This is a genomic window from Pseudomonas oryzihabitans NBRC 102199 (assembly GCF_000730625.1).
Classification (GTDB): domain Bacteria; phylum Pseudomonadota; class Gammaproteobacteria; order Pseudomonadales; family Pseudomonadaceae; genus Chryseomonas; species Chryseomonas oryzihabitans.
Window position 1 is genome coordinate 84318 of record NZ_BBIT01000014.1, and the last position, 14800, is coordinate 99117.

General features: G+C 63.6%; 12 protein-coding genes. 7 read left to right on the forward strand and 5 right to left on the reverse strand.

Translation table 11 applies throughout. The features are described 5' to 3' along the window. Window positions 1-13 precede the first annotated feature (13 nt). The 3 genes from cysT to oscA form a co-directional block, all read right to left on the reverse strand. Complete coding sequence (cysT, locus tag POR01S_RS16140; protein WP_027600152.1) at window positions 14-826, reverse strand: sulfate ABC transporter permease subunit CysT; 813 nt, start codon at window positions 824-826, stop codon at window positions 14-16. A 106-nt stretch (window positions 827-932) separates the two neighbouring features. Then, window positions 933-1934, reverse strand: coding sequence for a sulfate ABC transporter substrate-binding protein (locus POR01S_RS16145; RefSeq protein WP_042137055.1), 1002 nt, complete (start codon window positions 1932-1934; stop codon window positions 933-935). Window positions 1935-2011: 77 nt separating this feature from the next. Further along, the gene (oscA, locus tag POR01S_RS16150; RefSeq protein WP_027600154.1) at window positions 2012-2197 is read right to left on the reverse strand and encodes a sulfur starvation response protein OscA; all 186 of its coding nucleotides are present in this window, start codon (window positions 2195-2197) and stop codon (window positions 2012-2014) included. A gap of 250 nt (window positions 2198-2447) precedes the next feature. Between oscA and desA the strand changes: the two genes are divergently transcribed. The 3 genes from desA to POR01S_RS16165 all read left to right on the forward strand — a co-directional run bounded on the left by desA (window position 2448) and on the right by POR01S_RS16165 (window position 6884). Beyond that, window positions 2448-3641: a delta-9 fatty acid desaturase DesA gene (gene desA / locus POR01S_RS16155; protein WP_042137057.1), complete on the forward strand. Its 1194-nt coding sequence runs from the start codon at window positions 2448-2450 to the stop codon at window positions 3639-3641. A 113-nt stretch (window positions 3642-3754) separates the two neighbouring features. Further along, window positions 3755-4732: a GGDEF domain-containing protein gene (locus tag POR01S_RS16160; protein WP_027600156.1), complete on the forward strand. Its 978-nt coding sequence runs from the start codon at window positions 3755-3757 to the stop codon at window positions 4730-4732. 775 nt (window positions 4733-5507) lie between these two features. Further along, a complete protein-coding gene (locus POR01S_RS16165) occupies window positions 5508-6884 on the forward strand; it encodes an OprD family porin (RefSeq protein ID WP_027600872.1) in 1377 nt (458 codons plus the stop codon). A 60-nt stretch (window positions 6885-6944) separates the two neighbouring features. Here POR01S_RS16165 and aguA read toward each other — a convergent pair whose 3' ends face one another. Next, the gene (aguA, locus tag POR01S_RS16170; protein ID WP_042137059.1) at window positions 6945-8042 is read right to left on the reverse strand and encodes an agmatine deiminase; all 1098 of its coding nucleotides are present in this window, start codon (window positions 8040-8042) and stop codon (window positions 6945-6947) included. A gap of 141 nt (window positions 8043-8183) precedes the next feature. Then, on the reverse strand, window positions 8184-9560 hold the full coding sequence (locus POR01S_RS16175) for a glutamine synthetase family protein (protein WP_007160769.1): 1377 nt from the start codon (window positions 9558-9560) through the stop codon (window positions 8184-8186). Between the two features lie 406 nt (window positions 9561-9966). Between POR01S_RS16175 and POR01S_RS16180 the strand changes: the two genes are divergently transcribed. The 4 genes from POR01S_RS16180 (at window position 9967) to POR01S_RS16195 (ending at window position 14693) form a co-directional block, all read left to right on the forward strand. After that, complete coding sequence (locus tag POR01S_RS16180; RefSeq protein WP_042137062.1) at window positions 9967-10716, forward strand: gamma-glutamyl-gamma-aminobutyrate hydrolase family protein; 750 nt, start codon at window positions 9967-9969, stop codon at window positions 10714-10716. A 34-nt stretch (window positions 10717-10750) separates the two neighbouring features. Next, window positions 10751-12109: a glutamine synthetase family protein gene (locus tag POR01S_RS16185; protein WP_027600160.1), complete on the forward strand. Its 1359-nt coding sequence runs from the start codon at window positions 10751-10753 to the stop codon at window positions 12107-12109. A 22-nt stretch (window positions 12110-12131) separates the two neighbouring features. Next, window positions 12132-13490 carry an aspartate aminotransferase family protein gene (locus POR01S_RS16190; RefSeq protein WP_027600869.1) on the forward strand — a complete coding sequence of 453 codons (1359 nt, stop codon included), beginning with the start codon at window positions 12132-12134 and terminating at the stop codon, window positions 13488-13490. A gap of 105 nt (window positions 13491-13595) precedes the next feature. After that, window positions 13596-14693 carry a polyamine ABC transporter substrate-binding protein gene (locus POR01S_RS16195; protein ID WP_007160773.1) on the forward strand — a complete coding sequence of 366 codons (1098 nt, stop codon included), beginning with the start codon at window positions 13596-13598 and terminating at the stop codon, window positions 14691-14693. The last annotated feature ends 107 nt before the right edge of the window (window positions 14694-14800 follow it).

A 14800-nucleotide genomic window follows, 5' to 3' on the forward strand; every position in this document is an offset into this window, starting at 1 on the left:
CATGCGGGCGTCCTTAGATGTTGGGCTGGATGCGGCGCTGCAGGATGTTGATCAGCAGCAGCATGACAAAGGACACCAGCAGCATGAACACGCCGATGCCGGTGGCGCCGGTGTAGTCGTACTGGTCCAGCTTGGAGACGATGAGCAGCGGCAGGATCTCGGTCTTGAACGGGATGTTGCCGGCGATGAACACCACCGAACCGTACTCGCCCACGCCGCGGGCGAAGGCCAGGGCGAAGCCGGTCAGCCAGGCCGGCAGCAGGGTCGGCACCAGCACGTAGCGGAACACCTGCCAGGGGCGGGCGCCCAGGCAGGTGGCGGCTTCCTCGATCTCCTTGGGGATGTCCGCCAGCACAGGCTGCAGGGTGCGCACCACGAAGGGCAGGGTGACGAAGATCAGCGCCAGGGTGATGCCGATCGGGGTATAGGCGATCTTGAAGGGAAACAGCGAACCGATCAGGCCGTTGGGCGCATAGAGGGCCGTCAGGGCGATGCCGGCCACCGCGGTGGGCAGGGCGAAGGGCAGATCGACCATGGCATCGATCAACTTGCGCCCGGGAAACTCGTAGCGCACCAGCACCCAGGCCAGCAGGGTGCCGAGGATGCCATTGACGAAGGCGGCGAGCAGGGCCGTGCCAAAGGACAGCTGCAAGGCGGCCAGCACCTGGCGCCCGGTGATCAGCGACCAGAACTGCCCGAGGGTCAGCTGGCTGGCGTGGAGGAACATGGCGCCCAGCGGGATCAGCACGATCAGCGCGAGGTAGGTCAGGGAAAATCCCAGGGTCAACCCGAAGCCGGGTATGACCGGGGAGAGACGGCGAGACATGAGACGTCCTTCTGCAAGGCGCCCCGGCGATGCATTCGCCAGGGCGCAGAGGGGTGGAACGATACCTGTTCCGGGCCGGTCAGCGTGAGCCGTCCCGGCCGGGGCGCTATTTGTTGATGTCGGCGAAGATCTTGTCGAACACCCCGCCGTCGGCGAAGTACTTGGGCTGCGCCTCTTTCCAGCCGCCGAATTCCTGGTCGATGGTCACCAGCTTGACCGGCTTGAACTGATCCTTGAATTCCGCCGCCACCTTGGCGTCGCGGGGACGATAGAAGTTCTGCGCGGCGATGCGCTGGCCCTCGGGGCTGTAGAGATACTGCAAATAGGCCTCGGCATGCTTGCGGGTACCCTTCTTGTCGACCACCTTGTCCACCACCGCCACCGGGGGCTCGGCCAGGATCGACAGCGACGGGGTGACGATCTCCAACTGGTCGCCGCCTTCTTCCTTGAGCGACAGATAGGCTTCGTTCTCCCAGGCGATCAGCACGTCGCCCAGCTGACGCTGCACGAAGCTGATGGTGGCGCCGCGTGCGCCGGTATCCAGCACCGGGGCGTGGCGATAGAGCTCGGTGACGAACTTGAGCGCCTCGGCATCGCTGCCGTACTTGGCCTTGGCATAGGCCCAGGCGGCGAGGAAGTTCCAGCGGGCGCCGCCGGAGGTCTTGGGATTGGGGGTGATGACCTGGACGTCCTTCTTCACCAGGTCGTCCCAGTCCTTGATGCCCTTGGGATTGCCCTTGCGTACCAGGAAGACGATGGTCGAGGTGTAGGGGGTGCTGTTGTCCGCCAGCCGCTTCTGCCAGTTGGGGTCGACCAGCTGCTGGCGCAGGTTGAGGGCGTCGATATCGCCGGATAGCGCCAGGGTCACCACATCCGCCTGCAGGCCATCGATCACCGAGCGCGCCTGCTTGCCGGAGCCGCCATGGGAATTCTTGATGGTCACGTCTTCGCCGGTCTCGGCCTTCCAGTGCTTGGCGAAGGCGGCGTTGTACTGCTGGTAGAGCTCGCGGGTCGGATCGTAGGACACGTTGAGCAATTCAACGGCGTGGACCTGGGTGGCGAACAGGGCACCGGCCAGCGCGGCCAGGGCGAAACGGCGAATCGACATGAAAAGGCTCCTTGACGTGAGAATGCCGGACACCGTCTGGCGGGCACCTTGCCCGCTCGTCCGCTGACCTCGAGAACTCAGTGCTTGTTGGTGTGGCCGCTCTGGGGCCGGAATTTTTCCTTGCGCTCGATCTGTACCACCTGCCCGTTGTGCACGGTGATCTCGATGGCGCCGAACCTGAGTCCGCGCAAAGCCTGCTGGATATCGCGGAGCAGTGCGGTTTCGTCCTGGTTTTCCAGGCTGCGGAACGGAACGGAGCTCATGGGATGGCGTCCTCGGAGGCAGAGATGGGCGAAGAGGTGGGCCATCTTAGGATGCGGATCTTTATTTCTTAAAATTGCTAATAATGCTTTGTTTATTCACTTTTAGAATTAGCAGTCTGTGAAGGACACGTTGTGTAGCAAAAGGGAGGGCTGGATTTATCGCCCGCCCCGGCAATAATGCGCGAACGCCTGTTCACTGAACTTTCCGTGACAGTTGCACTACACAACTCGCGCGAGGTCCTCTGCGTCCATGAGCTACAACGGCCTGCTCGACCTGTCGGTCTGGCAACTGGTGGTGGTCACCCTGCTGCTGACCCACCTGACCATTGTCAGTGTCACCGTCTACCTGCATCGCTACTCCGCCCACCGCTCGCTGGAGCTGCATCCCGCGCTCAAGCACGCCTTCCGCTTCTGGCTGTGGCTGACCACGGCAATGAACACCCGCGAGTGGACCGCCATCCACCGCAAGCACCACGCCAAGTGCGAAACCGAAGAGGACCCGCACAGTCCGGTGCACAAGGGCCTGGCCACCGTGGTCCGCCGCGGCGCCGAGCTGTACAAGGCCGAGGCCAACAACGCCGATACCCTGCGCATCTATGGCAAGAACTGTCCGGACGACTGGATCGAGCGCAAGCTCTATTCCAATCCGCGCACCCGCAATATGGGCGTGGTGCTGATGCTGATGATCGACATCGCCCTGTTCGGCGCCCTGGGTCTCACCGTATGGGCGGTGCAGATGGTCTGGATTCCCTTCTGGGCTGCGGGCGTGGTCAATGGCCTCGGCCATGCCGTGGGCTATCGCAACTTCGAATGCCGCGACGCCGCCACCAACCTCATCCCCTGGGGCATCGTGATCGGTGGCGAAGAGCTGCACAACAATCACCACACCTATCCCAACTCGGCCAAGCTGTCGGTCAAGCGCTGGGAATTCGACATGGGCTGGGCCTGGATCAAGCTGTTCACCTGGCTGCGCCTGGCCAAGGTCAATCGCGTCGCCCCCATCGCCCATCGCATCGAAGGCAAGGGGCAGCTGGACATGGACACCGCCATGGCCATCCTCAACAACCGCTTCCAGATCATGGCCCAGTATCGCAAGCAGGTGATCGGCCCGCTGCTGCGGCAGGAGCGGGTCAGCGCCACGCCCTCCCAACGTCCGCTGTTCCGCCGTGCCAGGGGGCTGCTGGCCCGCGAGACCAGCCTGCTCAAGGCCCGCCATCAGGTGCGCATCGACGAGCTGCTCGAACACAGCCAGGCGCTGAAGCTGATCTACGAAAAGCGCCTGGCGCTGCAGCAGATCTGGGCCCGGACGAGTGCCAATGGCCATGACATGCTGGCCGCGACCCGGCAGTGGATCGGCGAGGCCGAAGCCAGTGGTATCCAGTCCCTGCGCGAATTCGCCGAACAGCTGAAAACCTATTCCCTGCGGCCGGCCGGAACCGCCTGAGAAAGGCTTCACAAAAGCCCACCGAAGCGGTGGGCTGCCCTATGCGGGGATTGAACCAGGCTGGTTTCAGCTGTCTCTAACTCCCTCAGGACCCCGCGTAGGCGCATTTGTATATGGATGAACAACCCCCACTGTCTGCTCTTCCCACCCCGGAAGAGAATCTTCTGGCTCTCCTGCACTCGCGGGCCGAGGCAGATCGCCTGCGTGATCGTGAGCAGCTCTTCAGCGCCCTGCTCGAAAGCGTCAACGCCGTACTCTGGGCGCTGGACTGGCGCAACCGCCAGATCATCTATGTCAGCCCCGCCTACGCACAGATCTTTGGTCGATCCCAGTCGCTGGTACTGAGCGACTACAGCACCTGGCTCAACAACATCTATCCCGACGACCTGGAATACGCTCAGCGCACCCTGGAACAGGTGATCGAGCAGGGCGCCGTGGAGTCGCGCGAGTACCGCATCATCCGCGCCGACGGCGAGATTCGCTGGCTCAGCGACAAGTGCTTTGTCAGCCAGCGCAGCGAAGCCGGCATGCCGCTGCTGGTGGTGGGCATCGCCGAAGACATCACCGACAAGAAACGCATGGAGGAAGAGCTGCAGCGGCTCGCCACCACCGATGTGCTGACGCGCAGCAGCAACCGCAGGCATTTCTTCGAGAGCGCCCAGCGCGCCTTCGAATTCGCCCAGAACGAAGGCGAGCCCCTGGCCTTCCTGCTGCTCGATATCGACGACTTCAAGAAGATCAACGACCGCTTCGGTCACCAGATGGGTGATCAAGTGTTACAGCGTGTTGCCGAATGCGGTGCTCAGACCACGCGCCGGGGCGATCTGTTCGGCCGTATCGGGGGCGAGGAATTCGCCCTGCTGCTGCCGGGTTGCGACAGCGACCTGGCACTGCAGATCGGCGGACGCCTGCAACGGGCCGTGCGGCAACTGGCGGTGCCCACTGCCGAGGGGCCGCTGAAGGTCACCATCAGTCAGGGCGTCACCGTCCTGCGCGAGGGCGATGAGTCCCTCGACACCCTTTATGTCCGGGCTGACGAAGCCATGTACCGGGCCAAGCGCCAGGGCAAGGATCAGATCGTCCAGGGCTGAAGTCCCTCTGCCAGGCGGCCCGGCGACATCCCGGATGGCCTGGCCGCCGATTCAGCCGGCTGCGCGCGTCGCGTCCCCGCTGTCCTACCAGCCGGGCGGCTGCCCGGCCTCTCCAAAGTTCACGCCATCGTCTCCTTCATTCGCCGATCTTTCGCTTCAGTGTGCCGCCATCGCCTGGCCTGCAGCCTGAAAAGGGTCACCGCGCCGATTGGAAAGACTTTTGTTGCAAGGCAGGTGGCGCCCAGTTGGCAACGAAAGCGCTCGACTGCTGCGGAAATCGGCTGGCAGGTCAGTCGCAAAAAATTACAAGTCCTTGAAGAAGAACGGAAATTCATTTGAATTCAGGGCTCGCGGGGCAAAAGTAGCTGGCTGGAAGGTTGCCGAATATTCCTCGAAACGCCCGCTCTAGAGCGTCACGGCGCTGGGTTGGGAGGGCTGGTTTCCCAGCAAAAGGCAAACCTTTCCCAGGGGGTGGGCAGCGCAGGTTCCCTCGGGTCATGACCGAACAGTCAGAGCGGAAGACCACAGGGCGGGTTTTCAACCAGGTATCGCTAGACGAAATGCTTTTTTGCAATTAGCTTTCGCAACGTGGAAGACGGTGGCAGGGACCCTGTGCTGGAGGTCGCAACTTAAAAGTCGACCAGGCCCGGGATAATTCTCCAAATTGAAACAAAAGCCCTCTAGCTTTCCCTTCCGCACGGCCCGTCGGGCATACCACCAGCAGGCGCTGACACCTCTGGTGGCCGCATAACAACGATTCACCCCTGGAGCACACATGGTCAAGAAGCCACTGGTGGTCGCGGTCTCCGCGGCCTGTCTGAACCTGTCCGTCATCGCCGCTGCCCACGCTGCCGGCTTCGTCGAAGACAGCAAAGCCACCCTCAGTCTGCGTAACTTCTACATCAACACAGACAACCGCAACGGTACTGCCAATCCTTCCCGCGTGATGGATTGGGGTCAGGGGTTCCTGCTTAACTATCAGTCCGGCTTCACCCAGGGCACCGTCGGTTTCGGTGTTGATGCAATCGGCATGCTGGGTCTGCGTCTGGACAGCGGTGGCAAGGCCAACGGCGCCAGCGGTGGCAGCGTGCAGAACGGCACCATGTTCCCGCGTGATACCGATAACAGCGCCGTTGACGAGTTCTCCAATGTCGGCGCTACTGCCAAGATGAAGATCTCCGAAACCGAGTTCCGCTACGGCACCCTGATGCCGAAGCTGCCGGTCGTGGTCTCCAACGACGGTCGCCTGCTGCCGCAGACCTTCCAAGGTGCTCAAGTCACGTCCAAGGACATTAAGAACGTGACCCTGACCGCCGGCCAGCTCGAGCGTGCCAAGAACCGTAACTCCACCGACGAAGACGATCTGTCCATCGCCGGTTCCAACGGTGCCGCGAATGCCGCCCTGCGTCGCAACAGCGATCATTTCCGCTTCGTCGGTGCCGACTACAAGGTCACCAAAGACCTGACCCTGCAGTACTACTTCGGTCAGCTGGAAGACTTCTACAACCAGCACTTCCTGGGTCTGGTGCACAGCGTCAAGCTGGGCGACGGTACCTTCAAGACCGACTTGCGCTATTTCGATAGCAACAGCCAGGGCGAAAACCGCAAGGCCGACAGCACCGGCCTCTACGTGTCCAGCGGCTACTACGGTGGTACCCGTACCACTGGCGAGATCGACAACCGCCTCTACAGCGGCCTGTTCACCTACTCGATCTACGGCCACACCTTTGGTCTGGGTTATCAGGGCAGCAACGGCAACAGCGCCTTCCCCTACCTGAACGAGAACGGTGGTGCTTCGACCTATGCCATCACCGATATTCAGATCAACAACTTCACCCGTTCCGGCGAAGACACCTGGCAGGCTCGCTACTCTTATGACTTCGCTCAGCTGGGCGTCAAGGGTCTGACCGCTGGCGTCATCTATCAGCGCGGTGACAACATCCGTACCCGTACTGGCGACGCCATGGAATGGGAACGCGACCTGACCGTCAGCTACGTCATCCCAGAAGGCCAGCTGAAAGGTCTGGGCTTCACCTGGCGTAACGCCATGCTGCGTTCCGACCTGCCGGCCGTTTCTCAAGCCGGTGTACCGGGCCAGCGTGACGTTGACGAAAACCGTCTGATCGTCAGCTACACCCTGCCGCTGCTCTAAGCCGCGCTCAGGTCAAGAAAAAGCCCGTCGCGAGACGGGCTTTTTCGTTTCCGCCGGAAATCAGCGACCGGTCGGCTGCTGCTGGGTGATGCAGTGGATGTTGCCACCGCCGAGCAGGATCTCGCGGCCGGGAACCTGCACCACCTCGTGCTCCGGGAAGCAGGCCTGCAGGGTGCGAAGGGCCTCGGCATCCTCGGGGACGCCAAAGGTCGGGGCGATGATGCCTCCGTTGACGATCAGGAAGTTGACGTAGGACGCGGCCAGCCGCTCGCCGGCCCGGCGTGGCTGAGTGCCAAGGCAGGCATCCACGTCACGGCATTCCTCATCGCTGGCGAACAGCGGGCCCGGAGTAACGATCCGATGCACCTTGAAGGTGCGGCCGCGGGCATCGGTTTCGCGTTCCAGCACGGCCAGGGCCTCGCGGCAGCGGCTGTAGTTGGGATCGGCCTGGTCGTCGCACCAGCTCAGCAGCACCTCGCCCGGGCGCACGTAGCAGCAGAAGTTGTCCACGTGGCCGTTGGTCTCGTCGTTGTAGAGACCGTGGGGCAGCCAGATGACCTTGTCCACCGCCAGGTAGTCGCTCAGGTAGCGCTCGATCGTCTCGCGATCCAGGTGCGGATTGCGATTGGCGTTGAGCAGGCATTCCTCGGTGGTGATCAGGGTGCCTTCGCCATCGACATGGATGGAGCCGCCTTCGAGGACGAAGTCCGGGGTGCGGTAGCCCGGTAGGTTCTCGACCGCCAGGATCTTGCCCGCCACCTGGTCATCGCGCTGCCAGGGGAAATAGAGGCCGCCATCCAGGCCACCCCAGGCGTTGAAGCTCCAGTCCACACCGCGCACGCCGCCCTGGCCATCGCTGACGAAGGTCGGGCCGGTGTCGCGGCACCAGGCGTCGTCATTGCTGATTTCCACCACGCGGATATGCGGGTGCTGCAGGCGGGCGCGAGCATTCTCGTATTGCTGCGCCGAGGCGCCGACGGTGACCGGCTCGAAACGGGCGATGGCCTGGGCGACGGCAGTGAAGGCGGCCTGCGCGGGTTTGCCGCCCAGGCGCCAGTTGTCCGGGCGCTCGGGCCAGACCATCCAGATCTGGCGCTGGTCGGCCCATTCGGCCGGCATGTGGAAGCCGTCGGCACGCGGCGTGGTGAGGGTGGTCATGGCGAGGCTCTCCGTCCAGAGTCGTCGTGGGCTGATAAGGGAAAGGATCGAAAGGGCGCCGCGGGCGCGAACACGCGCAGGGCGCCAGAGGTCATGCAGAACAGCTGCCGACCGGTGCGGGACCGGTCGGCAGGCTGGCGCTTACACGGTGTGCAGGTACCAGTTGTACTCGAGGTCGGAGATGGAGTGCTCGAACTCCTCCAACTCGTGTTCCTTGCAGGCGACGAAGATGTCGATGTACTTCGGATCGATGTACTCCGCCATCACCGAGCTGTCGTCCAAGTAGCGCAGGGCATCGCGCAGGTTGTTCGGCAGGCTCTGCTCGTGCTGCTCGTAGGAGTTGCCCTCGGTGACCGGACCGGGCTCGATCTGCCGGGTCAGGCCATGGTGCACACCGGCCAGGACGCCGGCCAGCAGCAGGTAGGGGTTGGCGTCGGCGCCGGCCACCCGATGCTCGATGCGGTGCGCCTCCGGCGTGCCGGTGGGGACGCGCAGGGCGGTGGTGCGGTTGTCCAGGCCCCAACTCGGCGCATTGGGCACGAAGAACTGCGAGCCGAAGCGGCGATAGCTGTTCACGTTGGGGCAGAGAAAGGCCATGCAGGCGGGTAGGGTCTCGAGCACACCGCCGATGGCATGACGCAATGCGGCGTTCTGCTCGGGATCCTCGCCGGCAAAGATGTTGCGGCCTTCCTTGTCCAGCAGGGAAATATGCACGTGCAGGCCATTGCCCGCCTGGCCCGGATAGGGCTTGGCCATGAAGGTGGTGTCCATCTCATGGTCATAGGCGACGTTCTTGATCAGGCGCTTGAGCAGCACGGCGTAGTCGCAGGCCTTGATCGGATCGGCGACGTGGTTGAGGTTGACCTCGAATTGCGCCGGAGCTGATTCGGCGACGATGGCGTCGGCCGGAATGCCCTGGGCGCGGGCGCCGTCGATGATGTCCTGCAGGCAGTCCGCGTATTCGTCCAGATCGTCCATGGAGTAGACCTGGACCGACTGGGGGCGCTTGCCGGAAATGGGTGAACGCGGCGGTTGCGGGCGGCCGTTGATGTTCTCCTGATCGATCAGATAGAACTCCAGCTCGAAGGCGGCGCAGACCGTGAGGCCGAGCTCGTCGAAACGCTGGACGACCTGGCGCAGCACTTCGCGGGGGTCGGCGAAGAAGGGCTCGCCTTCCATCTCGTGCATGGTCATCAGCAGCTGCGCGGTGGGGCGCTTCTGCCAGGGCTCCATGGAGAGGGTGTCGGTGATGGGGAAGCAGACGCGGTCGGCGTCGCCGATGTCGAGGCCGAGACCGGTGCTTTCGACGGTGGAGCCGGTGATGTCGAGGGCGAAGAGCGAAGCGGGGAGGTTGATTCCTTTCTCGAAGACTTTGGGCAGATTGTTGCGCTCGATGCGTTTGCCACGCACCACGCCATTCATATCCGCAATCAGAAGATCGACGAACTGGACCTCAGGGTGCTCCCTGAGGAAGTCGGTCGCTTCATCCAAACGAACGGCACGCGGGGGTACCGACATGATGAAACACCTTTGCTTTTGGCTGCGCTCGACAAAACGGTTAGCGCCTGATGCGCCTGTTTGCCCAGTGGGCCAACCGCAGTGAGGGCACGAGTGCCCGCTGTCGATCCGACAGCGACCTGAGAGTACGGTCTCGCCTGCGCTCCGACGCTTTGTCAGCGCCCCTGTTAAAAATATCAATCAGCGGAGTTACCACCCTGGAGTCAATCCGAAAGGCGGACCAAAGTCAACTGGAGGCAACCCTGCTCGGAGGTGGTGCGCAGGCGCCTGTTTTTGGCGCATTTAGTCGGGCTGAAACGCCTCTGTTTAGCCGCTTCTGTGCAGAATCTCGAAACTTTTTGCCGGTGGTTGTGAAAAATAACGAACAAGACTAGGCTCGGATGATTCCTGTTCAACCCGGTGCCCCATGTCCGCGCTGCCCCTCATAGGTGTCACAGCCTGTACCAGGCAACTAGGCCTGCATCCCTTTTACATCGCTGGCGACAAGTATCTGCGCGCGGTGGTGGAGGGGGCCGAGGGCATGCCGCTGGTGATCCCGGCCCTGGCCGACCTCATCGCCACCGACGCCCTGCTCGAGCGGCTGGACGGTCTGTTGTTCACCGGTTCGCCCTCCAATGTCGAGCCCCATCACTACCAGGGCGCGCCCAGCGAGCCCGGCACCCTGCACGATGCGGCCCGTGATGCCGTGACCCTGCCGCTGTTGCGTGCCGCCGTGGCGGCAGGCGTGCCGGTGCTGGGCATCTGCCGCGGCTTCCAGGAAATGAACGTGGCCTTTGGCGGCAGCCTGCACCAGAAGGTGCACGAGGTCGATTCCCTGATGGACCACCGCGAACGCGGCGAGACCCTGGAGGAACACTATGGCCTGCACCATCCCGTCGAGGTCCGGCCGGGTGGCCTGTTCGAGGCCCTCGGCCTGCCGGCGCGCTTCGAGGTGAATTCCATCCATGGCCAGGGCATCGATCGCCTGGCACCGGGATTGCGCGCCGAGGCGCTGGCCCCCGATGGCCTGATCGAGGCCGTCTCGGTCCGAGAGGCCCGCGCCTTCGCCTGTGGCGTGCAGTGGCACCCGGAATGGAAGGTGCGCAGTCACCCGGTCTATCTCGCCTTGTTCAAGGCGTTCGGCAAGGCCTGCAAGGCGCGCGCTGCCGAGCGCTGATGCTGTTCACCCCGCTCGAACCTTCGAGGTCTTTATGAGCACCCCGCTTGACCGGCTCACCGCCTGGTTGAAAGAACGCAAGATCACCGAAGTGGAATGCCTGGTCGCCGATCTGACCGGCATCGCCCGCGGCAAGATTTCCCCCACTGCCAAGTTTCTCAACGAAAAGGGCATGCGCCTGCCGGAGAGCGTGCTCCTGCAGAGCGTGACCGGGGACTATGTCGACGACGACATCTACTACGAACTGCTCGACCCGGCCGACATCGACATGCACTGTCGCCCGGACGATCGCGCGGTGTTCCTGGTGCCCTGGGCACTGGAGCCCACCGCCCTGGTGATCCACGACACCTACGACAAGCGCGGCATCCCCATCGAGCTGTCGCCGCGCAACCTGCTCAAGAAGGTGCTCAAGCTCTATGCCGAGCATGGCTGGCAACCCATCGTCGCACCGGAAATGGAGTTCTACCTGACCAAGCGCAGCGACGACCCCGACTATCCGCTGCAGCCGCCGGTAGGCCGCTCCGGGCGCCAGGAAACCGGGCGCCAGTCCTTTTCCATCGATGCCGCCAACGAATTCGATCCGCTGTTCGAAGACATGTACGACTGGTGCGAGGCCCAGGAACTGGATCTGGATACCCTGATCCACGAGGAAGGCACCGCACAGATGGAGATCAACTTCCGCCATGGCGATCCGCTGCACCTGGCCGACCAGATCTTCGTCTTCAAGCGCACCCTGCGCGAGGCGGCGCTCAAGCACAACGTCACCGCCACCTTCATGGCCAAGCCCATGACCGGCGAGCCCGGCAGTGCCATGCACCTGCACCAGAGCGTGGTGGATCTCAAGACCGGCAAGACGGTGTTTTCCAACCCCGATGGCAGCATGAGCGAACTCTTCCTGCACCACATAGGTGGTCTGCAGAAGTACATTCCCGAGGCGCTGCCGCTGTTTGCCCCAAACGTGAATTCCTTCCGCCGCTTCCTGCCCGACACCTCGGCGCCGGTCAACGTGGAGTGGGGCGAGGAGAACCGTACCGTGGGCCTGCGGGTGCCGGATTCCGATCCGCAGAATCGCCGGGTGGAGAATCGCCTGGCGGGCGCCGATGCCAACCCCTACCTGGCCCTGGCGGCCAGCCTGCTGTGCGGCTATCTGGGCATGATCGAGAACGTCTCGCCCAGCGCGCCGGTGCAGGGGCGTGGCTACGAACGTCGCAACCTGCGCCTGCCGCTGACCCTGGAAGCCGCCCTGGAGCGCATGGAGCAGTCGGCCACCCTGGAACGCTATCTGGGGAGTCGCTTCACCCGCGGCTATGTCGCGGTGAAGCGCGCCGAACACGAGAACTACAAGCGCGTGATCAGTTCCTGGGAGCGGGAATTCCTGCTGCTCAGCGTCTGACCGCGATCCGAGGAGAGGCTTCGTGAACACCTTTACCACCGCCCATTGGCAGGACCTGAGTCGCCGGCATCTGCTGGCGCCCTTCACCGACTATCGCCAGCTCAACGAAAAGGGCGCGCGCATCATCACTCGCGCCGAGGGCGTGCACCTCTGGGACAGCGAGGGTCAGCGCATCCTCGACGGCATGGCCGGACTCTGGTGCGTCAACGTCGGCTACGGCCGGGAAGAGCTGGTCGAGGCGGCCAGCCGCCAGATGCGCGAACTGCCCTACTACAACCTGTTCTTCCAGACCGCCCACCCGCCGGCGCTGGAGCTGGCCAAGGCCATCGCCGAGCTGGCGCCGGAGGGCATGAACCACGTGTTCTTCACCGGTTCCGGTTCGGAGGCCAACGACACCGTGCTGCGCCTGGTGCGCCATTACTGGGCGACCAAGGGCCAGCCGGAGAAGCGCGTGGTCATCGGGCGCTGGAACGGTTACCACGGCTCGACCCTGGCCGGGGCCAGCCTGGGTGGCATGGCGGCGATGCACGAGCAGGGCGGCCTGCTGCCCGACATCGTGCACATCCCGCAGCCCTACTGGTTCGGCGAAGGCGGCGAGATGAGTCCCGAGGAATTCGGCATCTGGGCGGCCGATCAGCTGGAGCGGAAGATCCTCGAGGTCGGGGAAGAGCGCGTCGCCGCCTTTATCGCCGAGCCCATCCAGGGCGCCGGCGGGGTGATCGTGCCGCCGGAAAGCTACTGGCCGCGGGTGCGCCAGATCCTCGCCAAGTACGACATCCTCTTCATCGCCGACGAGGTCATCTGCGGCTTCGGCCGTACCGGCGAATGGTTCGGCAGCCAGTACTACGGCAACGCTCCGGACCTCATGCCCATCGCCAAGGGGCTCACCTCCGGCTACGTGCCCATGGGCGGCGTGGTGGTGCGCGACGAGGTGGTCAGGGTGCTCGACGAGGGCGGCGAGTTCTATCACGGCTTCACCTATTCCGGGCATCCGGTAGCGGCCGCCGTGGCCCTGGAAAACATCCGCATCCTGCGCGACGAAGGCATCGTCGACCGGGTTCGCAGCACCACGGCACCCTATTTGCAGAAACGCTGGGCGGAGCTGGCCGACCACCCGCTGGTGGGCGAGACCCGTGGCGTCGGCATGGTGGCGGCGCTGGAGCTGGTGCGCGACAAGAAGACGCGGTCGCGGTACGAGGGTGGGGCGGGCATGCTCTGTCGCGAGCACTGCTTCCGCAATGGCCTGGTGATGCGCGCGGTGGGCGATACCATGATCATCGCGCCGCCGCTGGTGATCACGCCCGAGTCCATCGACGAGCTGGTTACCCTGGCGCGCCTGAGTCTCGATCAGACCCATGAGCTGCTGCGCCAGCGTGGCTAATGGCCGGCAAGGCTTGAGCGCGGCGGCGGACCTTGCCAGACTGCGCGCGGGCGCTGGCCGCGCACCGAATCAAAAGACCAACGATGACTTGAGGAGCACCACCGCATGAATGTTTTTGGCAAGACTCTTCTAGCGCTGAGCCTGGCCGGCCTCTTTGCCGGTAACGCCTCGGCGGACCCCAAGGTCCTGCACGTCTACAACTGGAACGACTACATTGCCGAAGACACCATCGCCAACTTCGAGAAGGAGTCGGGGATCAAGGTGGTCTATGACGTTTACGACAGCAACGAGACCCTCGAGGCCAAGCTGCTGGCCGGCCGTTCCGGCTACGACGTGGTGGTGCCGTCCAACTCCTTCCTGGCCAAGCAGATCAAGGCCGGCGTCTACCAGCCGCTGGACAAGTCCAAGTTGCCCAACTACAGCAACCTGGACCCGCAGCTGATGAAGACCCTGGAAGTCAGCGATCCGGGCAACCAGTACGCCATCCCCTACCTGTGGGGCACCATCGGCATCGGCTACAACCCGGCCAAGGTCAAGGCTGCCCTGGGCGACAATGCCCCGGTGGATTCCTGGGACTTGATCTTCAAGCCCGAGAACCTCTCCAAGCTCAAGGGCTGTGGCGTGGCTGTGCTGGATTCGCCCACCGAGATCATTCCCGCCGGTCTGCACTACCTCGGCTACAAGCCGGATAGCCAGGATCCCAAGGAGATCAAGGCGGCCGAGGACCTGTTCCTCAAGGTGCGTCCCTACATCACCTATTTCCACAGCTCCAAGTACATCTCGGACCTGGCCAACGGCAACGTCTGCGTGGCGGTCGGCTATTCCGGCGACATCGCCCAGGCCAAGGCCCGCGCGGCCGACGCCAAGAACGGCGTGACCGTGGCCTACAACATTCCCAAGGAAGGCGCTGGCACCTTCTTCGACACCATGGCCATTCCCAAGGATGCCGAGAACCCCGAGGGGGCGCTCAAGTTCATCAACTACATCATGGAGCCCAAGGTGATCGCGGCGGTCAGCGACTACGTGCAGTATCCCAACGGCAACAAGGCGGCGACCCCGCTGGTGGCCGAAGAGATCCGCACCAACCCGGGGATCTATCCGACCCAGGAAACCATGGCCAAGCTGTACGCCTTCCCGGATCTTCCGGCCAAGACCCAGCGTCTGATGACTCGTACCTGGACCACCATCAAGTCCGGCAAGTGAGTTCTGCCGCCGCGTGCGGCTGACAGGACGGCACGCCGGAGTCACTCCGGCGTGCCGTACGTCTGTATGGACCGCTGAAAGGGTGTCGTCGCCGATGCCCACCATGA